Origin of the sequence: Micromonospora sp. NPDC049903, assembly GCF_044460945.1 — a bacterium.
Taxonomy (GTDB): Bacteria; Actinomycetota; Actinomycetes; order Mycobacteriales; family Micromonosporaceae; genus Micromonospora.
The window spans coordinates 206,626-226,580 of the sequence record NZ_JBITKL010000007.1; the positions used below are offsets into that span (position 1 = coordinate 206,626).

Annotated in this window: 19 protein-coding genes; 16 read left to right on the plus strand and 3 right to left on the minus strand. The window is 71.8% G+C overall.

The window, feature by feature from the left end; all coding sequences use genetic code 11:
* Positions 1–112 precede the first annotated feature (112 nt).
* Genes ACIBO1_RS14770 through ACIBO1_RS14780 form a run of 3 tightly spaced genes read left to right on the plus strand, consistent with a single transcriptional unit; the run spans position 113 to position 3,066 of the window.
* On the plus strand, positions 113–1,528 hold the full coding sequence (locus ACIBO1_RS14770; RefSeq protein ID WP_396745966.1) for a cytochrome ubiquinol oxidase subunit I: 1,416 nt from the start codon (positions 113–115) through the stop codon (positions 1,526–1,528).
* A gap of 14 nt (positions 1,529–1,542) precedes the next feature.
* Complete coding sequence (cydB, locus tag ACIBO1_RS14775) at positions 1,543–2,541, plus strand: cytochrome d ubiquinol oxidase subunit II (RefSeq protein ID WP_396745969.1); 999 nt, start codon at positions 1,543–1,545, stop codon at positions 2,539–2,541.
* Between the two features lie 51 nt (positions 2,542–2,592).
* The gene (locus ACIBO1_RS14780; protein ID WP_396745972.1) at positions 2,593–3,066 is read left to right on the plus strand and encodes an OsmC family protein; all 474 of its coding nucleotides are present in this window, start codon (positions 2,593–2,595) and stop codon (positions 3,064–3,066) included.
* A gap of 67 nt (positions 3,067–3,133) precedes the next feature.
* Here the strand turns inward: ACIBO1_RS14780 and ACIBO1_RS14785 are convergent, their stop codons facing one another.
* On the minus strand, positions 3,134–3,835 hold the full coding sequence (locus ACIBO1_RS14785) for a hypothetical protein (RefSeq protein WP_396745975.1): 702 nt from the start codon (positions 3,833–3,835) through the stop codon (positions 3,134–3,136).
* A 72-nt stretch (positions 3,836–3,907) separates the two neighbouring features.
* Entirely contained in the window at positions 3,908–4,369 is a 462-nt protein-coding gene (locus tag ACIBO1_RS14790; RefSeq protein WP_396745977.1) for a peroxiredoxin, read from the minus strand.
* A gap of 146 nt (positions 4,370–4,515) precedes the next feature.
* On the opposite strand from ACIBO1_RS14790, the gene ACIBO1_RS14795 reads away from it, so the two are divergent.
* From ACIBO1_RS14795 to ACIBO1_RS14810, 4 genes are all read left to right on the plus strand, one after another.
* Entirely contained in the window at positions 4,516–5,244 is a 729-nt protein-coding gene (locus ACIBO1_RS14795) for an SDR family NAD(P)-dependent oxidoreductase (protein WP_396745980.1), read from the plus strand.
* A gap of 137 nt (positions 5,245–5,381) precedes the next feature.
* Positions 5,382–6,164, plus strand: a complete 783-nt coding sequence (locus ACIBO1_RS14800; RefSeq protein ID WP_396745983.1) for a hypothetical protein — start codon at positions 5,382–5,384, stop codon at positions 6,162–6,164.
* Positions 6,165–6,166: 2 nt separating this feature from the next.
* The gene (locus ACIBO1_RS14805) at positions 6,167–7,366 is read left to right on the plus strand and encodes an FAD-dependent oxidoreductase (protein WP_396745986.1); all 1,200 of its coding nucleotides are present in this window, start codon (positions 6,167–6,169) and stop codon (positions 7,364–7,366) included.
* Positions 7,367–7,443: 77 nt separating this feature from the next.
* Positions 7,444–8,355: an IclR family transcriptional regulator gene (locus ACIBO1_RS14810; protein ID WP_396745989.1), complete on the plus strand. Its 912-nt coding sequence runs from the start codon at positions 7,444–7,446 to the stop codon at positions 8,353–8,355.
* Here ACIBO1_RS14810 and ACIBO1_RS14815 read toward each other — a convergent pair.
* Positions 8,286–8,906, minus strand: coding sequence for a cysteine hydrolase family protein (locus tag ACIBO1_RS14815; protein ID WP_396745992.1), 621 nt, complete (start codon positions 8,904–8,906; stop codon positions 8,286–8,288). The genes ACIBO1_RS14810 and ACIBO1_RS14815 overlap by 70 nt on opposite strands.
* A gap of 173 nt (positions 8,907–9,079) precedes the next feature.
* Between ACIBO1_RS14815 and ACIBO1_RS14820 the strand changes: the two genes are divergently transcribed.
* From ACIBO1_RS14820 to ACIBO1_RS14860, 9 genes are all read left to right on the plus strand, one after another.
* On the plus strand, positions 9,080–9,871 hold the full coding sequence (locus ACIBO1_RS14820) for an ABC transporter ATP-binding protein (protein WP_176094142.1): 792 nt from the start codon (positions 9,080–9,082) through the stop codon (positions 9,869–9,871).
* Between the two features lie 22 nt (positions 9,872–9,893).
* Positions 9,894–10,766 carry an ABC transporter permease gene (locus ACIBO1_RS14825; RefSeq protein ID WP_176094143.1) on the plus strand — a complete coding sequence of 291 codons (873 nt, stop codon included), beginning with the start codon at positions 9,894–9,896 and terminating at the stop codon, positions 10,764–10,766.
* Between the two features lie 124 nt (positions 10,767–10,890).
* Positions 10,891–11,964 (plus strand): ABC transporter substrate-binding protein, encoded by a 1,074-nt coding sequence (locus ACIBO1_RS14830; protein ID WP_176094144.1) that lies wholly within the window; start codon positions 10,891–10,893, stop codon positions 11,962–11,964.
* Entirely contained in the window at positions 11,961–13,691 is a 1,731-nt protein-coding gene (locus ACIBO1_RS14835) for a thiamine pyrophosphate-dependent enzyme (RefSeq protein WP_396745997.1), read from the plus strand. The genes ACIBO1_RS14830 and ACIBO1_RS14835 overlap by 4 nt, the downstream gene beginning before the upstream one ends.
* On the plus strand, positions 13,684–15,108 hold the full coding sequence (locus ACIBO1_RS14840; RefSeq protein WP_396746000.1) for an aldehyde dehydrogenase family protein: 1,425 nt from the start codon (positions 13,684–13,686) through the stop codon (positions 15,106–15,108). Before ACIBO1_RS14835 ends, ACIBO1_RS14840 begins: the two co-directional genes overlap by 8 nt.
* Complete coding sequence (locus ACIBO1_RS14845) at positions 15,095–16,339, plus strand: MFS transporter (protein ID WP_396746003.1); 1,245 nt, start codon at positions 15,095–15,097, stop codon at positions 16,337–16,339. Before ACIBO1_RS14840 ends, ACIBO1_RS14845 begins: the two co-directional genes overlap by 14 nt.
* Before the next feature lie 80 nt (positions 16,340–16,419).
* The gene (locus ACIBO1_RS14850) at positions 16,420–17,631 is read left to right on the plus strand and encodes a CaiB/BaiF CoA transferase family protein (protein ID WP_396746006.1); all 1,212 of its coding nucleotides are present in this window, start codon (positions 16,420–16,422) and stop codon (positions 17,629–17,631) included.
* A 38-nt stretch (positions 17,632–17,669) separates the two neighbouring features.
* Entirely contained in the window at positions 17,670–18,521 is an 852-nt protein-coding gene (locus ACIBO1_RS14855) for a cyclase family protein (RefSeq protein ID WP_396746147.1), read from the plus strand.
* Positions 18,514–19,938: an MmgE/PrpD family protein gene (locus ACIBO1_RS14860; protein ID WP_396746009.1), complete on the plus strand. Its 1,425-nt coding sequence runs from the start codon at positions 18,514–18,516 to the stop codon at positions 19,936–19,938. Before ACIBO1_RS14855 ends, ACIBO1_RS14860 begins: the two co-directional genes overlap by 8 nt.
* Positions 19,939–19,955 lie beyond the last annotated feature (17 nt).

Sequence of the window (19,955 nt, forward strand, 5' to 3'; positions counted from 1 at the left end):
AGCAGGGTCATTGGTCCCGGAGCGGTTCGGGTCCCCCGCCTCTGCCGATCGCCGTACGACGGGCTGTAGTATTTACTACGTCTTGTAGTATCAGCAGCTCTGGGGGTCGCAGGTGGACGCGTTGGACGTCGCCCGCTGGCAGTTCGGTGTCACCACCGTCTACCACTTTCTCTTCGTACCGCTGACCATCGGACTCTCCGTCCTGGTCGCCATCCTGCAGACCCTCTGGCACCGCACCGGGGACGAGAAGTACCTCAAGCTCACCAAGTTCTACGGCAAGCTGTTCCTGATCAACTTCGCGATGGGCGTGGTCACCGGCATCGTGCAGGAGTTCCAGTTCGGCATGAACTGGAGCGACTACTCCCGCTTCGTCGGCGACATCTTCGGCGCCCCCCTCGCCATCGAGGCGCTGGTCGCCTTCTTCCTCGAATCCACCTTCATCGGCCTGTGGATCTTCGGCTGGGACCGGCTGCCCAGACGCCTGCACCTGGCCAGCATCTGGGCCGCCGCGATCGGCACCAACCTGTCGGCGTACTTCATCCTCGCCGCCAACTCGTTCATGCAGAACCCGGTCGGCTACTGGATCAACCCGGAGACCGGGCGTGCCGAACTGACCGACTTCGTCGCCGTGCTCACCAACAAGGTCGCCCTGATCACCTTCCCGCACACCATCGCCGGCGCCTTCCTGGTCGCCGGGTCGCTGCTGGTGGCGGTCGCCCTGTGGCACCTGATCCGCCGCCCCGACAGCGAGGACACCCCGGCCTACCGGTTCGCGGCCCGCTTCGGCTCCTGGGTCACCCTGGTCGCGGCCGCCGTCGTGGTGATCACCGGCGACATCCAAGGCAAGATCATGACCGAGGTGCAGCCGATGAAGATGGCCGCCGCCGAGGGGCTGTACGACACCGAGAGCCCCGCCTCGTTCTCCGTACTCACCATCGGCAGCCTCGACGGCAGCCGGGAACTGTTCGCCATCAAGATCCCGTACCTGCTGTCGTACCTGGGCACCGGCGACCCCAACGGCACCGTGCACGGCATCAACGACCTCCAGGCCCTCTACACCGCCCAGTACGGCCCCGGCAGCTACACGCCGATCATCCCGGTCACCTACTGGAGCTTCCGCTTCATGATCGGCTTCGGGCTCGCCGCCGCCGCCATCGCGCTGCTCGTGCTCTGGTCGCAGCGCAGGGGGCGTACGCCTCGCGGCAGGTGGCTGCTGCGCGCCGGCCTGGTCATGCCGGTCCTGCCGCTGCTGGCCAACTCCTTCGGCTGGATCTTCACCGAGATGGGCCGCCAGCCCTGGATCGTCTTCGGCGAGATGCTCACCCGCGATGGCGTGTCCCGCAGCGTCTCCCTGGGCGAGGTGCTCACCAGCTTCGCCGCCTTCACGATCATCTACGCCGTCCTCGCCGTGGTCGAGGTCAAACTGCTGATCCGGTACGCCAAGGCCGGCGTACCCGACGTCACGCCCGCGCCCGAACCCGACGACACCGACGACGACGCGGACCGCCCGCTCGCGTTCGCCTACTGACCCGGAGCCCCACCGTGGAACTGACCACCATCTGGTTTCTCCTCGTCGCCGTGCTGTTCACCGGCTACTTCATCCTGGAGGGCTTCGACTTCGGCGTCGGCATGCTGCTGCCCGTGCTCGGACGCGACGACCGCGAACGCCGCGTCATGATCAACACGATCGGGCCGGTCTGGGACGGCAACGAGGTCTGGCTGATCACCGCCGGTGGCGCGATGTTCGCCGCCTTCCCCGAGTGGTACGCCACCCTCTTCTCCGGCTTCTATCTGCCGCTGCTGCTCATCCTGCTGGCCCTGATCGCCCGGGGCGTCGCCTTCGAGTACCGCCACAAGCGCCCCGAGGCGTCCTGGAAGCGCCGCTGGGACAACGCCATCTTCTTCGGCTCGCTCATCCCGGCGATCCTGTGGGGCGTGGCCTTCGCCAACATCCTGCGCGGCGTACCCCTGGACGCCGACCACGAGTTCGTCGGCGGACTGGTCGACCTGCTGCACCCGTACGCGCTGCTCGGTGGCGCGACCACCGCGGCGTTGTTCCTCACGCACGGCGCCGTCTTCATCGCCCTCAAGACCGTCGGCGACATCCGGGGCCGCGCCGCCACCCTCGCCGTGCGCCTCGGCGTGGTCACCGCCGTGCTCGCCGTCGCGTTCCTCACCTGGACCCTGACCATCCGCTCCAGCACCGCCGCCGTGGCGCTCGCCACCGGCGCCGCCCTGGCCCTGCTCGGCGGCCTCGCCGCCGCCCGCGTCCGGCGCGAGGGCTGGGCCTTCACCGGCACCGCGCTGGCCATCGGACTGGCCGTGGCGACCCTGTTCGCCGCGCTGTTCCCCACCGTGATGCCCTCCACGCTGGACCCGGCCGGCACGCTGACCGCCACCAACGCCGCCTCCACCCCCTACACGCTGCGGATCATGACCTGGGTGGCGGTGTTCTTCACCCCGATCGTGCTGGCCTACCAGGGCTGGACGTACTGGGTGTTCCGCAAGCGCATCGGCGTCAAGCACATCCCGCAGCACTGACCGGATCGGCCCGGGACCCCGCATCCCGGGCCGATCCGGCACCATGACCTGATGCCTCACCAGCACACCTACCGCACCACCGTCACCTGGACCGGCAACCTCGGCACCGGCACCAGCGGCTACCGCGCCTACCGACGCGACCACGACGTGACCGCCGACGGCCCGCCCCCGATCGCCGGCAGCTCCGACCCGACCTTCCGCGGCGACTCCACCCGGTGGAACCCCGAACAGCTCCTGCTGGCCGCGCTGTCCCAGTGCCACATGCTGGCCTACCTGCACCTCTGCGCCGACAACGGCATCGTCGTCACCGACTACGTCGACACCGCCACCGGCAGCATGACCACCGACAACAAGACGGGTAGCGGCCACTTCACCGAGGTCGTCCTGCAACCCCGGGTCACCCTCGCCGACCCCGCCGACACCGACACCGCGACCGCGCTGCACGACCACGCGCACCGGGTCTGCTTCATCGCCAACTCGGTGAACTTCCCGGTCCGGCACGAGCCGAGCACCGTCACCGCCTGACCCCGGCGACGACACACGTGGGGCCCGGGACGCATCCGCCCGGGCCCCACGCTCACCTGTGCCTGCCTCAGCTCGCCTCGCGCAGCTCCGCCAGCCGGGCCTCGATCTCGGCCAGCTCGGCCCGCAGCTTCTCGGCCTGCCGCTCGGCCTCGGACCGCTCCGACGCCAGGATCTGCTCCACCGCCTCGTGCACACCGGGCACGTCGACCAGCGCCACCATCCGCAGCGCCTCGGCCGGCTTGAGCACGTACGGCTTGGCCAGCACCTTGCCGCCCTGCTGCGCGGCCACCGTCCACTCGCCCTCGGCGTACGCCAGGGTGACCGTCAACCCGGCCGGTCCCTTCGGCTTGGCCGCCTTCACCGGCCGCCGCGCAGCGGGCTTGGCCTCGACCGTCTCCACCTTCGGCTCCTCCTGTCGCACCGGTTCCTCCCGCCGGGGCTGCGGCACCCGGTCCAGCACGAACTCCGGCTCCGCCACCGGCGGCTCGACCGGTGCCGGCTCCACCTTCGTCTCGGCCGGTTTACGGCCGGTGCCCCGGGGCGCCACCGCCACGTCGGCGGGGGAGAAGGGCAGCTCGTCGCGGCCGAAGCGCACCACCACGTACTCGTCGGACACCGCCGGGTCGGTCAGCTCGATCACCTGGCCGATCTGCCCGGCGATCTGACCGGCCGAGGCCGTGAACACCACCTTCGGCTTGCGTCCCGCGGCCAACGCCTCCCGGATGCCGCGCACCTCGTCATCGGACAAACCCTGGCCAGCGACACCCATCGCGCTCCCTCATCCGTCGTACACGTGTTCAGTCGCCTGCCTTGATACCAGCACCCGGCGACACCGTGAAGATCAGCCCCCCAACGCTTTCAGCGCTCGGTCCGCGTGCCGGTTCATGTCCAGTTCACTGTGCACCACCTCGACGACACGTCGATCGACGCCGATCACGAAGGTCATCCGCCGGGTGCTCAACGCGCCCAGCGGCAGCCGCCGCCGTACCCCGAAGCGGTCCGCCACCGCGCCGTCCGGGTCGGACAGCAACGGGAAATCGAAGTCGTTGCGGCGGGAGAACTCGGCCTGCCGTTGCACCGGGTCCCGGCTGATGCCCACCCGCTGCGCGCCCACCGCGGCGAACTCCGCCGCCAGGTCACGGAAGTGGCAGCTCTGCGCGGTGCAGCCGCGCGTCATCGCGGCCGGATAGAAGAACAGCACCACCGGCCCGTCCGCCAGGAACTCCGACAGCCGCCGGGGACGGCCGGTCTCGTCCGGCAGCACGAAGTCCTCGACCAGATCCCCGACACCCACACCCGCCATGCGCGCTCCTCACTCGACACCGTCGTCGGCGAGAGCGTATGCCACGCCCGGTCACCGGCCGTGTCCTCGGCCACACCCGGCTACCGGGGCCGGTGCACGCCCCGGTAACGTCGCCGACACCGGCTCGGGGGCAGGGGAGACGATCAATGGCACCGGTCACCGTCATCACCGGCGGCGGGCGCGGCATCGGCGCGGCCACCGCCCGGCGGCTGGCCCACGCGGGCCACCACCTCGCCCTCGGCTACCGGCGCGACCACGCCGCCGCCGACGCCGTCGTGGCCGAGCTGCACGCCACCGGGGTACGCGCCGTCGCGGTGCCCGCCGACACCCGCGACCCCGACCAGGTGGCCGCCCTGTTCGACGCCGCCGAGGCCCTCGGCCCGCTGACCGGCCTGGTCAACAACGCCGGTGTCACCAGCCCGATCGGTCCCTTCACCGAGCTGCGCCTGGACGACCTGCGCGAGGTGGTCGACGTCAACCTGGTCGGCTACGTGCTCTGCGCGCAGCAGGCGGCCCGACGGATGACGGCCGGCGGGGCGATCGTCAACATCTCCTCGGTCGCCGCCACCCTCGGCGGTCCCGGCGAGTACGTCCACTACGCCGCGGTCAAGGCCGGCACCGACGCGCTCACCGTCGGTCTGGCCAAGGAACTGGCCCCGCGTGGGATCCGGGTCAACGCGGTGGCCCCGGGCATCATCCGCACCGACATCCACGTCCTCTCGGGGCAGCCGGACCGGCCCGAGCGGGCCGCCGGGCGGATCCCGCTGGGTCGTCCCGGCGAACCCGACGAGGTCGCCGCCGCCATCGCCTGGCTGCTCGGCCCGGACGCCTCCTACACCAGCGGCGCGGTGCTGCGCGTCGGCGGCGGTCTCTGACCCTCCCGGGTCCTCATCCCTGCCCTGGCGTGCGCGGACGCGCCCGTCAGGTGGGTTGACCATGTCCCGCCGCAACCCCTATCGTTCCAGTACGTCGAACGGCGTACGGCTCAGTCGAACATTCTGATGGGGGTGTCGTGGTCGAGACCGCTCTGGGCGTCATCGTCCCGCCGGCCAACCCGACCGTCGAGCCCGAACTGCGCCGTCTGCTGCCACCACGGCTGCGCTACCACGTGGCCCGCCTCCCGGTCGTCGACGGCTCCCTCGCCGACCGGCTGGACCGGTACGCCGACCTGCTCCCGGAGACCGCCGCCACGCTGCGGGGACTGGAACTGGGGGCCACCTACGTGGCCTGCACCGGCTGCTACTACCGGCACCAGGACGCCGACCACGTCGACCGGGCCGCCGGCGATCGGCTCGGCAGCCCGGTGGTCGGTGCCGCGAGCGCCGTGCGGCAGGTGCTCGACCGGCTCGGCGTACGGTCGCTGACGCTGGTTTCGCCGTACCCGCAGTGGCTCACCGCGCAGGCGGCGCAGTTCTGGCGGGCGACCGGCCGCACCGTCACCGAGGTGGTGGCCGTGCCCGGCACGGGCGCCATCTACGACCTCACCTCGACCACCGTCGGCGACACCGTGCACCGCGTGCTGGACACCCTGGACGCGACCGCCGCCGACGGACACGCGGTGCTGCTCACCGGCACCGGCGCGCCGAGCCTGGACGTGCTCGACGAGGTCGTGCCGCGCTCGCCCGTGCCGCTGCTCTCCTCGAACCTGGCCGGCGCCTGGCAGTCGATGCGGACCGCCGGGGCCGCGCACCTGGCGGCGCAGTCGCCGAGCCCGGCGCTGCGACACCTGGCCGACGTCCTGGCCGCCACCGACACGACGCAGATCGCCGGCGGGACCGCCGGCCGGAAGGAGTGAACGTGCCGCCAAGCCACCCGGTGGAGGCACCGGTCGTCGTCCTCGGCGGCGGACCGGTGGGCATGGTGACCGCCCTCGCGCTGGCCCGGTACGACATACCCGTGGTCGTGCTGGAACAGGGCCACGACGAGGTGCGCTCGGAGTGGCGCGGCTCGACGGTGCACCCGCCCACGCTCGAACTGCTCGACGAGCTGGACCTGGCCGCGCCGGTGCTCGCCGAGGCCGTCCGGGTACGTCGGCTGGACTACCGCGACCTGGAGCTGACCGAGTCGGCCCAGTTCTCCTACGACCTGCTGGAGGGCGAGACCCGCTTCCCGTTCCGGCTCCAGTACGAGCAGTACAAGCTGGTCCGGCAGTTGCGTCGGGCGGTCGCCGAGGCACCGAACGTGGACCTGCGGTTCGGCCACGAGGTGGTCGGGCTGCGCCAGGACGACACCCGCGTGGAGCTGGAGGTGGCCGTCGACGGCGGGCGGCGTACGGTGTCGTGTCACTGGGCGGTGGCCGCCGACGGCGCGCGGAGCATCGCCCGCAAGCTGCTCGACGTGCCGTTCCCCGGCTTCACGTACCCGTCGATGAGCCTGGTGGTGGCCACGCCGTTCCGGTTCGAGGACGCGGTGCCCGATCTCAGCGAGGTCGGCTACTGGTCCGGCCCGCGCGGCCGGTTCTCGCTGATCCGCACCCCGGACATCTGGCGCGCCGCGCTGTCCACGAACACCGGGGTCGACGACGAACCGCCGACCGGCACCCACCCGGACTTCCTGGCCGCCGTGGAGCTGCTGCTGGGTTCCCCGACCCCGCCGGACGGGCTGCTGCCGCTGCACCAGCACCAGATGTACCGCAGCCACCAACGACTGGCCGACTCGTTCCGGATCGGCCGGGTCCTGCTGGCCGGCGACGCCGCCCACCTGAGCAGCACCACCGGGGGCATGGGCCTGAACTCCGGCATCCACGACGCGATGGCGGTGGCCGCGGCGCTGGCCGAGTCCGACCAGGACACCGCGACCACCGCGTACGCGCAGCGACGCCGCTCGATCGCCGAACGCTTCGTGCAGCCGACCACCACTGAGAACCGCACCTCGGCGGACGCGGCGGACCTGGCGGGGCGCCGCGAGCGGCTGGTCCGGCTCCGGGCCGTGGCCGACAACGCCGAGGAGGCCCGAGCGTATCTACGGCGGGTCAGTATGCTCGGGATCCAGCACTAGGCGCCGCACGCCGGTGCCCACCCGCGAAGTGCCGCTCGACGGCACGCACGAGAGGTCACGGTCGAATGGAGTCAGCGGTGCCGGTGAACGAGCCGGCGGACGGCCACCGTTACACCGCGAGCGGCCTGGGTCGCGCGCTGGCCGTGATCGACCTGCTCGCCGAACGCAGTCCCGAGATGGTCGGGGTCTCCACCGTCGCGCGGGACCTGAGTCTGCCCAAGGCGGTGGCCCACCGCATCCTCAAGGAGCTCACGGCCAACCAGTTCGTCACCTTCGACGAGGCCACCCGGCGCTACCGGCTGGGGCCGGGGGCGCTGGCCGCCGGTCTGGCCGCGCTGCGCGCCATCGACGTGCAGGCGACCACCAACCGGCACATGCGACGGCTGGTGGAGATCACCGGCGAGACGGCCACGCTGTCGATGCGGCAGGGCTGGGTGCGGGTCTACACCGACCAGGTGCTCTCGCCGCACGAGATCCGGATGTCGGTCACGCTCGGCTCCCGGCACTCGCTGGTCGCCGGCTCGTCGTCCAAGGCGATCCTGGCGGCGTTGCCCGACGCCGAGGTCTCCGAGTACCTGTCCACGCACGAGCTGGTGTCGATGACGTCGGCCACCATCACCTCCGTCGAGCAGCTCTGGGAGGACCTGCGGGCGGTACGCGGGCAGGGCTACGCGGTGAGCCGGGGTGAACGGCAGGCGGGTGCGGCGAGCGTCGCGGCGGCCATCCGGCTCGCCTCCGGCGAGGTCTACGGGTCGCTGTCGCTGTGCGGTCCCCAGGACCGCTTCTCCGCGCGCCTGCTGGCCGAGTACGGCGATCTGGTGGCCGACGCGGCCCGCCAGGTCAGCGCCGAGCTGGGCTACCAGCCCGCCCCGGAGCAGGCCGAGGCCGCGCCGCCGGCCAAGCGTCGCAGCCCCCGTCGTCAGGTGGCGCGTGCCTCGGCCGACCAGGTCGACAGCAGTTCGGCCGAGGTCGTGGTCTCGCAGAAGTAGAAGCCGAGGTTGCGGATCGCCGGCTCGGCCAGGTCCGGGCGGGTCCAGCCGACCATGTCCGTCGGCAGGGTGACGGCCAGGTCGGCCATGTACGCCTCGCGCACGGTCGAGTCGACGCAGACGTTGGCCGCCGTGCCGACCACCACCACGTGGTCGCGTTCGTGTGCCCGCAGCAGGTTGTGCAGGGGCGTGCCGACGAAGGCGCTGTAGCGCGTCTTCTCCAGGTGGCAGTCGTCGGGCCCGGGGCGTAGCCCGTCGGCGAGTTCGGCGCCCCAGGAGCCGGCCGCGCAGACGCTGAGCGGGCTGCGTCCCATCGCCTCGGCGCGCGCCCGTCGGGCCGGCGACACGAGCTGGTCGTGGGCGGCCTGGCGGACCCAGACGACGAGGCAGCCGGCGGCCCGCGCCGGGTCCAGGAATCCCGGCAGTCGGCGGGCCAGGTCGGCGTTGACACCGACGTCGGCGCCGAGCGTCGCCATGGCTCCGGCGGGGGAGCAGAAGTCGTTCTGCATGTCGATGACCAGCACCGCGGTCCGCTGCGGGGGGAACTTCATGAGGTTTTCTCCCAAATCGGGGGATTGATCCGGATCGATGATGCCGAGTCGGGTCCTACAGGCCATTGACCTTGCCGCCGAACATAGCTTACGTTCGCACCAACAGAACGGCGTACTGCACAAGCGAACAATCTCGCGATCAAACGCGGGCCGGTCGGTGACAGGGGTAGCCCATGAGTGCGATCAAAGTGGAGGGCGTCAGCAAGGTCTTCGCCGGCGCCGGCGGGCAGTCGATGCTCGCCCTGAGCGACGTCTCGCTCGACATCGCCGACGGTGAGTTCGTCGTGTTGCTCGGGCCGTCCGGGTGCGGCAAGACCACCCTGCTGCGCATCATCGGTCAGTTGGAGAGCCCGACCGTCGGCCGGGTGAGCCTCGACCACGGCACGCGGTCCGACGGCGACCGCCCCCTGGGTTTCGTCTTCCAGGAGGCCACCCTGATGCCCTGGCGGACCGCCGCCGCCAACGTGGCCCTGCCGCTGGAGATGGCCGGCGTCGGCCGCCGGGAACGCACCGCGCGGGTCCGCGAGATGCTCGAACTCGTCGGCCTGCCGGAGGCGGAGGGAAAGCACCCGCACCAGTTGTCGGGCGGCATGCGCCAGCGGGTCTCCATCGCCCGCGCGTTGGCACACGACCCGCAGGTGCTGCTGATGGACGAACCGTTCGGCGCGCTCGACGCGCAGACCCGCGACATGATGAACTCCGAGCTGCAGCGCATCTGGCTGGAGAACCGCAAGACGGTCGTCTTCGTGACGCACTCCGTCTCCGAGGCGGTGTTCCTCGCCGACCGCATCGTGATGCTGGGGACCAAGCCCGGCCACATCCACTCCATCACCGAGGTGACGCTGCCCCGGCCGCGCACCATCGACATGACCGAGACCGCCGAGTTCCGCCATCTCGCCGCCGAGCTGCGTCGACAGATCGGCGCGGTGCAGGACCCCGACAACCGATCCGCCGTCTCGGCCTGACCGCATACCGAGGTGCCGCACAGTGACTGCCACTCAAGAGCGCCAGCCGGCGCCGACACCCTCCGCCGAAGAGTTGCTGAAGCCACCACCGCCGACCTGGAAAGAGCGGCTGCGCAACAACCGGTGGCTGTCCTTCTACACCAGCCCCCTGCTGATCGCGCTGTTCCTCGTGGCGTGGAAGATCTACGTCGAGGTCACCGACCTGTCCCGGTTCGTGCTGCCGCCGCCGGAGGCGGTGTTCAAGGCGTTCAGTGAGCAGATCGTCGACCCGTTCGTCTGGCGGACCCACATCTGGACGACCTTCTACGAGGTCATGATGGGTCTGGCGCTGGCGATCGTGCTGGGCGTCGGGCTCGGCCTGATGATCGGCAAGTCGCCGCTGTTCGACCGGATCGTCCGACCGTTCATCGTGGCCACCCAGGTGGTGCCGAAGGTCGCGCTGGTGCCGCTGTTCATCCTCTGGCTCGGCTTCGGCCCCTCGTCCAAGGTGGTCATCGCCGCACTGCTGGCCTTCTTCCCGCTGCTGATCAACACCTCGTTCGGTGTCCGCTCGGTGCCGGGCTCCATGCACGACCTGATGACGACGCTCAAGGCGTCGCGGTGGACACGGTTCTGGAAGGCCGACCTGCCCTACACGATGCCCTTCATCCTGGCCGGCATGGAGCTGGCGGTCGTCCAGGCGACCATCGGCGCGATCGTCGGCGAGTACCTCGGCGGTGACAAGGGCCTCGGCCGGTACGCGGTCAACCTGCAGAACAACCTCCAGGTCGACAAGCTGTTCGGCGCGATCCTGATCATGGCCCTGTTCGGCTTCACCCTCTACAGCATCGTCACCGGCGCCCGCCGGCTGCTGATCCCCTGGCACGAGTCCGTGCAGCCGCGCCGCCGCCCCTGACCGGCGGCCCGGCCCTCACCTGACACACCACACGACCCGGTCGGCGCCGCGACGCGGCACTGGCGGACCTCTCCTTGCCCGAATCCGTCACCCATCCGTACCTTCCTCGCCCCGGGAGTCCTCCGTGACACATAACCCCTCCTTCGGCGCGCCGGTCTCCCGGCGCTCGCTCCTGCGGTTCGGCGCCTCCGCCGGACTGCTGCTGCCCACCGCCGGCGGCATGACCCTGATGCTCAGCGGCTGCGGCGGCGACGACAACCAGGTCAACGCCGATGGCAGCCTGAACGGCTCGTACATGACCGCCTCCGGCCTGACGTTGAGCTTCGTGGAGACGATGGTCGCCAAGGAGCGCGGCTACTTCGCCGAGCACGGCCTCAACCTGGACATCAAGGGCGGGCAGGGCACCGCCACCGCCATCCAGGCCGTCCTCGGCGGCTCGGCCGACATGACCCGCGCCAACGGCATCAACGCGATCATCGCGGTGGCCAACGAGGACGCGCCGTTCGTCAGCATCGCCAGCGTCCGGCAGAAGTCGCAGTTCGAGGTGGTGTCCCTGCCCGACGACCCGATCCGCAGCCCGGCCCAGCTCGCCGGACGCACCTGCGGCATCGTCTCCACCGGCGGCGCCACCGAGAACCTGCTCGACGTCATGCTGATCAACGCGGGCATCGACCCCGGGTCGGTGCAGCGTCCGGTCACCGGTGTCGGCACCGCCGCGTACGAGTTGGCGCGCCGGGGCGAGGTGGACGCCTGGATCTGCGTCAACACCGACCGGGCCACCATCCAGAAGGAGATCGGCGAGGTCGTCTTCTTCAGCACCGACGAGCACGCGCCGATGCCCTCGGACTCGTACAACACCAGCCTCAAGATGGTCGAGTCGGACAGCGACATGCCGGTGCGGTTCCTGGCCGGTGTGCTCAAGGCCATCGACTACGCCAGCAAGGAGGAGAACTGGGAGCAGGTCATCAACGACCTGCGCAAGTACAACCCGGAGGCGGACGCCGCCCAGGCCCGCGCCGAGCTGCCGCTGCTGGTGGAGAGCTGGCAGGCCGCCGGCCCGGAGAACACCCTGCAGATGAACCCGCAGACCTGGCTCACCGGCCAGGAGAGCCTGGTCAAGGCCAAGCTGGTCAACTCCGCCGCGCCGATCGAGAAGCTGATCTACCCGGACTACCTCGCCCGCGCGAGGGAGCTGTGACGGCCGACCCGGCCGCCGTCGGTGGCGCCGCCGCGGTCCTCGCGGCGGCGGCCGCCAGCGGCGTACGCCGGCTCTGGTTCAACAGCGGCTCCGAGCTGACCTCCTTCCAGGAGGCCGGCGCGCAGGCCCGCCAGAAGGGCGAGCCGAGCCCGGAGATCATCACCTGCCCGCACGAGCACGTCGCGCTGACCGCGGCGATGGGCGAGACCATGGTCTCCGGTGGACCCAGCATGACGGCCGCCCACGCCGACCTCGGTCTGCTGCACCACGGCGGTGCGATCCACAACGCCATGTGGGGCGACCACCCCATCATGATCATGTCGGGGTATCCGCCGACCACCGCGCAGTCGCGCACCTCGCCGGTGTTCTGGAAGCAGCAGCGCTGGGACCAGGGCGCGATCGTGCGCCAGTACGTCAAGTGGGACTACAAGCTCTCCGCCCTCGACGACGCCGCGCTGGTCGTGGCGCGTGGCCTGCAGGTCGCCCTGGCGCCCCGACGCGGACCGGTCTATCTGGCGATGCCGGAGGAGGTGGGTCGCCACCCGGTGCCCGTCGGCGACCGGGTGCCCAGCGCCCAGGCCCTCGGTGTGCCGACGCTGGGCCCCGGCGACCCCGGCGTGGTCAGCGAGGTGGCCCGCCGCCTGCGGACCGCCCGCCGCCCGGTGGTGGTCACCGACCGGGTCGGCGAGAACCCCCGCGCGGTGCAGTTGCTCGCCGAAGTGGCCGACACCCTGGGCGTGGAGGTGCGCGCCTCCCGCTACCGGGTCAACCTGCCCGACGACAACCCGTGGCACACCAACGCGCCGTTGGACCAGTTCGACGTCGTCGTCGTGCTGGACCACCCGGTGCCGTGGATGCCCGCGGTGGAACAGCCCGCCGACGACGCGTGGATCGGCTGGGTGGGACCCGACCCGATCGAGAGCCGGGTCCCGCTGTACGAGTTGCGGGCCGACGCCCGTACCACCGCCGACCCGGCGGCGTTCCTGGCCGCGGTGCTCGGCGAGGTCTCCTCGGGCGACGCCGACACGGTGCGGCAGCGCCGCGAGCGGCCACCGGGCGTCGGCACGAAGCGGCACACCGCCGGCAGGGGAGCGGCCGGCGGTGTGCCCACCCCCGCGTTGATCGCGGCGGCGCTGGACGCGCACCTGCACCCCGACGACCTGCTCACCTGGGAGGTCTTCGACACCACGGCGGTGCGCCGCACGAAGCCGGGCACCCTGTTCGAGAAGGGCGGCTCCAGCCTCGGCTGGTCGGTGGCGGCGGCGACCGGCGCCAGCATCGCCGCCGGTGGCGCGCACGCTGTCGCGGTCACCGGGGACGGCTCCTACCTGTTCGGCTCGCCGGACTCGTGCCTGTGGTTGCAGCAGCAGCACGACGCCCCGATCGTCACCGTCGTGGTCAACAACGGCGGGTACCGCACCGGCACCACCACGCTGGCCGCGCACTACCCGGACGGTCTGGCCGTCGCCGAGCCCACGGTGCTCGGCGGTCACCTCACCCCGTCGCCGGACTTCGCCGCGCACGCCCGCGCGCAGGGCTGCCACGGCGAGCGGGTGGTGCGCGCGGCCGATCTGGCCGCCGCCCTGGACCGGGCCCGCGCCGCCGTGCAGCGTGACCGGGTGCCGGCGGTGCTGGACGTCTGGGTGCCCGAACACCTCACCGGGTCGATGGACCCGGGTCGCCGGGCGCGTACCCCGGCCGCTGACGAAGGGACCAGTGATGGCTGAGGTCGTCTCCCCGATCGACGCCCGGGTCCTGGCCCGGGTGGCACCCGCCGCGCCGGAGGAGGTGCACGCCGCGGTCCGCGCGGCGCGGGCCGCGCAACCGGCCTGGGCCCGCCGCACCGGCAGCGAACGCGGCCGGATCCTGCACGCCGTCGCCGACCTCATCGAGGCCGCCGTCGAGGAACTGGCCGAGATCGAGACCCGCAACACCGGCAAGATCCTCAGCGACACCCGGCGCGAGGTGCGCCGGGCGGCCGGCAGCTTCCGCTACTACGCCGGCTGGGCCGAGCAGGTACGCGGGGAGACCATCCCGGTCGGCGTCGAGTACCACACGTACACGGTGCCGGAGCCGCACGGCGTGGTCGCCGGGGTCATCCCGTGGAACGTGCCGTTCTTCTTCGCCGCCAAGAAGATCGCTCCGGCGTTGGCGTTCGGCAACGCCTGCCTGCTCAAGCCGGCCGAGGAGACCCCGCTGACCGCGCTGCGGCTGGCCGGGCTGCTGGCCGAGGCCGGTGTGCCCGAGGAACTGGTGGCGGTGCTGCCGGGCGGTCGGGAGACCGGCGCGGCGCTGGTGTCGCATCCGGACGTGGACCTGATCGTGTTCACCGGGCACCACGACACCGGCAAGGCGATCGCCCGCGCGGCGGCGGAGCACCTGACCCCGGTCGCCCTGGAACTGGGCGGCAAGTCGCCGCAGGTGGTCTTCGGCGACGCCGACCTGGACCGGGCGGTCGACGCGGTGGTGTTGGGCGTGTTCGCCTCCTGCGGACAGATGTGCATCGCCGGTTCCCGGCTGGTGGTGCACGAGTCCGTCTACGACGAGGTCCTCGACCGGGTCGCGGAGCGGGTACGCGGGCTGCGCGTCGGTGACCCGTTCGACGACGACACCGACCTGGGTCCGCAGATCACCTCGGCGCAGCGGGACAAGACGGCGCAGTTCATCGCCGAGACCCGTTCCGCCGGGCGGCTGGTGGCGCAGGCCGCCCTGCCCGACGACGAGCGGCTGCGCGACGGTTTCTACGTGCCGCCGACGGTCTTCGACCGGTTGGACGCGCAGGCGCGGCTGCTGCGCGAGGAGGTCTTCGGCCCGGTCCTGGCGGTGTCGTCGTTCCGCGACGACGCCGAGGCGCTGCGGCTGGCCGACGACACCGACTTCGGGCTCGCCGCCGGGGTGTGGACCGCCGACATCGCCCGGGCGCACCGGTTCGCCGGGCAGGTCCGCGCCGGCACGGTGTGGATCAACACGTACCGGGTGCTGTCGGACCTGGTGCCCTTCGGCGGGGTGGGTCTGTCCGGGTACGGGCGGGAGAACGGCACCGAGGCGGCGCGGCTGTATCTGCGGCCGAAGTCGGTGTGGACCTCGCTGACGGCCGGCACACCGCAGGGGTACGGCCTGGGTGGCGCGGGTGCCGCAGGCTGACCGCCCGCCCGACGCGTCGGCCGAGGAGGTGGGTCGCGGCGCGCTCGCGTTGCTGCGGGACCGCCGCTTCGGCCCGTACTTCTTCGGGTCGCTGGCGTCCAACACCGGCACCTGGTTCCAGAACGTCGCGGCGATCCTGACCATCTTCGCGTTGACCCGCTCCGCCTTCATGGTGGGGCTGGTCACCGCGTTGCAGTTCGCGATGCAGCTGGTCCTCGCGCCGGTGATCGGGGCGGTGGCCGACCGGGTCGACCGGCGGCTGCTGATCATCGTCGGGCAGACGTTGGGCGGGACCGCCGCCGCGGTGCTCGCGGTGCTGGCGTTCCTGGACGCCCTCAACGCCCCGCTGCTGCTGACGTTCGTGGGACTGTCCGGAGTGGGGCAGGCGGTGACCGGGCCGGCGGCCCAGGCGCTGGTGCCCAACATCGTCGGACGCGCCGACGTCCCGCAGGCCATCGCGCTGCACTCGCTGACCTTCAACCTGTCCCGGGCGATCGGTCCGGTGGCCGGGGCGGCCACGTACGCGCTGGCCGGGGCCGGTGCCGCGTTCGCCGTCAACGCCGCCAGCTTCCTGGTGTTCGCGCTGGCGCTGACCGGCGTACGGCTGCCCCGGGCGCAACCCGGGACCGGCAAGCGTCGGCTGGGGGTGTTCGACGGCGTCGCCTACGTACGCCACCGGCCGGAGCTGGTGCGCTGCCTGGTGGCGGTGGCCCTGATCGGGTTGGCGATGGAGCCGATCAACACGCTGTCGCCGCTGTTCGCCGAGGGCTTCGGCGGCGGTGAGCTGATGGTGGGCATCTTCATCACCTGTTTCGGGCTCGGTTCGGCGCTGGTCGCCGGCTGGGTGGGCCGGTTGCGGCGGGTGATGGGCAGTGGCCGTACCGGCGCGGTCGGGGTGGCCGCCCTGGGCGTCGGGATGGCGGTGCTGGCGGTCAGTCCGGGGCCGGTGATGGCCACGGTGGGCATCGCCGTGGGCGGCGCCGGTTACCTGCTGGCGGTCAGCGACGTCAACGCCACCATGCAGCACGGCCTGGCCGACGAGGTACGGGGCCGGGTGATGGCGCTGTGGTCGATGTGTTTCCTGGGCATCCGCCCGGCGGCGGCGATCCTGCACGGCTGGCTCGGCGACGCGTTTTCCGCACGCACCGGCGCGGTCGTGGCGGTGGTGGCCGCCCTCGCCGCCGCGGTGGTCCTGCGCGGTCGACGGGCGCTGCGCGCCGCCGGGCGGTGAGGGCGGTGCGTTGACCCCACACCCGACAACAAACTATTCTGCTGAGCGAAACACCGTTCGCTTGATGCGAACGATATGAAATGGGGGCTCCCGTGCACGACGGACCGCTGACCGGCCTGCGCGTCATCGACGCCTCGACGATCCTGGCCGGACCGCTGTGCTGCCAGATCCTCGGCGACTACGGCGCCGACGTCATCAAGGTCGAACACCCCGTCGCCGGGGACAGCATGCGCGGACACGGCCACGCCAAGGACGGCGTACCGCTGTGGTGGAAGGAGATCTCCCGCAACAAGCGCACGCTCGGCCTCAAGCTGTCCACACCGGAAGGCGCCGACCTGCTGCGCCGCCTCGCCGCCACCGCCGACGTGCTGGTGGAGAACTTCCGACCCGGCACCCTGGAACGGTGGGGGATCGGCCCCGACACCCTCCTGGAGATCAACCCGGCGCTGGTCGTCGTCCGCATCTCCGGCTTCGGCCAACGCGGCCCCTACGCCCACCGGCCCGGCTTCGGCACCCTCGCCGAGGCGATGAGCGGCTTCGCCCACCTCACCGGCGACGAGAACGGCCCGCCCACCCTGCCGGCGTTCGGCCTGGCCGACAGCATCTGCGGCATCGCCGCCTCCTCGGCCACCATGGTCGCGCTCTGGGCCCGCCACCACAACGGCGGCAAGGGCCAGGTCGTCGACCTCAGCCTGCTCGAACCGATCATGATGGCCGTCGGTCCCGGACCCACCGTCTACGACCAACTCGGCATCATCGGCCAACGCCACGGCAACCGCTCCACCAACAACGCGCCCCGCAACACCTACCGCACCCGCGACGGCTCCTGGGTGGCCATCTCCACCAGCGCCCAGACCATCGCCGAACGGGTCCTGCGCCTCGTCGGACACCCCGAGGTCATCGACGAACCGTGGTTCGCCTCCGGACGCCAACGCGCCGAACACGCCGACCTGCTCGACTCCTACGTCGGCGGCTGGATCGCCGAACGCACCCGCGACGAGGTCATGCGGGCCTTCGACGAGGCCGGCGCCGCCGTCGCACCCGTCTACGACGCCCGCGACATCGTCACCGACGAGCACGTCCGCGCCGCCGAGATGGTCGTCGACGTCCCCGACCCCGACTTCGGTCAGGTCCTGATGCACAACGTCCTGTGGCGGATGTCCGAGACCCCCGGCCGGATCCGCTTCACCGGCCGACCACTCGGCGCCGACACCGACGATCTCCTCGTCAACGAACTCGGCTGCACCCCCGACATCGTCGCCGACCTGCGCGACCGGGAGATCGTGGCCTGACGGCCGCCACCACGAAGGTAAGGATTGCCGTGACCACCATGAGCACCACCACCAGCCCGGCGAGCGGAACGCAGACGCTGCTGGCCGCCGTGGCCACCGGAACCCGGGTCTACGACCTGGGCCGCCGCCTGACCATCGGCATGCCCCAGTCACCGAACCACCCGCCGTTCTGGCACGCCCTGCCGCGACGGCACGGCGACGCGGTCCGCGTCGACGGCGGCTCCGCCGCCAACGACATCATCACCATGGGCACCCACGTCGGCACCCACATCGACGCCTTCTCCCACGTCTCCCAGGACGGACGGCTGTACGACGGCGCCGACGCCGCCGACGCCGGACGCGGCGGACGCTTCGCCGACCTGGGCGCCCACACCATCGCCCCGATGGTGCGCCGCGGTGTGCTGCTCGACGTGCCGGCCGCGCTGGGCACCCCCGAAGGCTGCGAACCCGGCTACGAGATCACCCCACAGGACCTGACCCGCACCGCCGAACAGCAGGGCACCCCGCTGCGCCCCGGCGACGTGGTGCTGATCCGCAGCGGCTGGGGCCGACACTTCGACGACGACGACCGCACCCGCTTCGTCGGCCACGACAGCGGCGTACCCGGCGTCGGTGAGGCCGGCGCCACCTGGCTCGCCGACCAGGGCGTGCACGCCGCCGGCGCGGACACCATCGCCTTCGAATGCCTGCGCCCCGGCGCCGGCCACAGCGTCCTGCCCGCACACCGGGTGCTGCTGGTCGAACGCGGCGTCTACATCATCGAGACGATGGCACTGGAGGAACTGGCCGCCGCCGGAGTGCACGAGTTCCTGTTCGTGCTCTCACCGCTGGCCATCTTCGGCGCCACCGGCTCACCGGTGCGTCCGCTGGCGGTGGTCGTCGATGCCTGAGCAGACCCTCGCCCGGCAGCTCGCCGCGTTCGCCGCCCACGCCCGCACCGCACCCCTGCCCGAACCGGTCGTCACCAGCGTGCGTCAACGGGTCCTGGACATCCTCGGCCTCTGCGTCGCCGCCCACCGGCTCCCCACCAGCCACGCCGCCCTCGACCACGTCGCCGAGCAGGGCGGACGCGCCCAGGCGTACGTCGTCGGCCTACCCGACGCGGTACCCGCCGCGCAGGCCGCGTTCGGCAACGGCGTCCTGGCCCACTCGCTGGACTACGACGACACCCACCTGCCGTCGGTACTGCACCCCAGCGCCGCCGTGGTACCGGCCGCCCTGGCTGCCGCCCAGGCCGCCGGCGCCGACGGCACGGCCCTCACCACCGCCGTCGCCGTCGGCATCGAAGTCACCGTCCGCCTCGGCATGGCCGGCTACGACCCGGCGCTGAACAACTCGGTCTTCTTCGAACACGGCCAGCACGCCACCTCCATCTGCGGCGCGATGGGTGCCGCCGTGGCCGCCGGCATGCTCGTCGGCCTCGACGAGGACGGCCTGCTGGACGTACTCGGCGTGACCGCCTCGATGGCCGCCGGAGTGATCGAGGCCAACCGCACCGGCGGCACCGTCAAACGACTGCACTGCGGCTGGGCCGCACACAGCGCCGTCACCGCCGCCGACCTGGTCCGACGCGGCTTCACCGGACCACCCACCGTGCTGGAGGGCCGGTTCGGGTTCTTCACCGCCTTCCTGCGCGGCGAAGCCGACCACGACCAGGTCACCGACGGACTCGGCGAACGCTGGGCGGTGCCGGACATCTTCTTCAAGCCCTACCCGGCCAACCACTTCACCCACGCCGCCATCGACGCCGGCCTGGCCCTGCGCGCCCAAGACATACCGGTCGACCGCATCGACCACATCGAACTGCGGGTACCCGCCGCCGTCATCCGCACCATCGGCCAGCCCATCGACACCAAACGCACCCCGGACACCGGCTACCAGGCCCAGTTCAGCGGCCCGTACGCCGTCGTCGCCGGACTGCTCGGCGGCGGCGGACTCGGCCTCGGCCTGGGCGACTTCACCGACGAGTTGGCCCGCGACCCGGCCCGCCGCGCGTTGATGGCCCGCGTCGACGTGGTCGCCGACGACGAATGCACCAAGATCTTCCCCTACCAGTTCCCGGCCATCGTGACCGTCCGCACCGACGACGGCCGGACCTGGCGCGAAGAGGTCCTCACCAACCGGGGCGGCCCCCAACGACCACTGTCCGACGCGGAACTGGCCATGAAGTTCCACGACAACGTCGCCGGTCGCCTCGACCCCGACACCGCCGAGAAGGTGGTGGCCGCCGTCGCCGACCTCGCCGACGTCACCGACGTGGCCGACCTGCTGCGCCCACTGACCCGGCTGCGCACCGTCACCGACTGACCGCCCGCGACCCGTCG

Bases quoted from the DNA above. Each gene is read 5' to 3' on its own strand.
- ACIBO1_RS14780 (WP_396745972.1), top strand. From the start codon at position 2,593: ATGCCTCACCAGCACACCTACCGCACCACCGTCACCTGGACCGGCAAC.
- ACIBO1_RS14785 (WP_396745975.1), bottom strand. From the start codon at position 3,835: ATGGGTGTCGCTGGCCAGGGTTTGTCCGATGACGAGGTGCGCGGCATC.
- ACIBO1_RS14790 (WP_396745977.1), bottom strand. From the start codon at position 4,369: ATGGCGGGTGTGGGTGTCGGGGATCTGGTCGAGGACTTCGTGCTGCCG.
- ACIBO1_RS14795 (WP_396745980.1), top strand. From the start codon at position 4,516: ATGGCACCGGTCACCGTCATCACCGGCGGCGGGCGCGGCATCGGCGCG.
- ACIBO1_RS14815 (WP_396745992.1), bottom strand. From the start codon at position 8,906: ATGAAGTTCCCCCCGCAGCGGACCGCGGTGCTGGTCATCGACATGCAG.
- ACIBO1_RS14820 (WP_176094142.1), top strand. From the start codon at position 9,080: ATGAGTGCGATCAAAGTGGAGGGCGTCAGCAAGGTCTTCGCCGGCGCC.
- ACIBO1_RS14840 (WP_396746000.1), top strand. From the start codon at position 13,684: ATGGCTGAGGTCGTCTCCCCGATCGACGCCCGGGTCCTGGCCCGGGTG.
- ACIBO1_RS14850 (WP_396746006.1), top strand. From the start codon at position 16,420: ATGGGGGCTCCCGTGCACGACGGACCGCTGACCGGCCTGCGCGTCATC.
- ACIBO1_RS14855 (WP_396746147.1), top strand. From the start codon at position 17,670: ATGAGCACCACCACCAGCCCGGCGAGCGGAACGCAGACGCTGCTGGCC.
- ACIBO1_RS14860 (WP_396746009.1), top strand. From the start codon at position 18,514: ATGCCTGAGCAGACCCTCGCCCGGCAGCTCGCCGCGTTCGCCGCCCAC.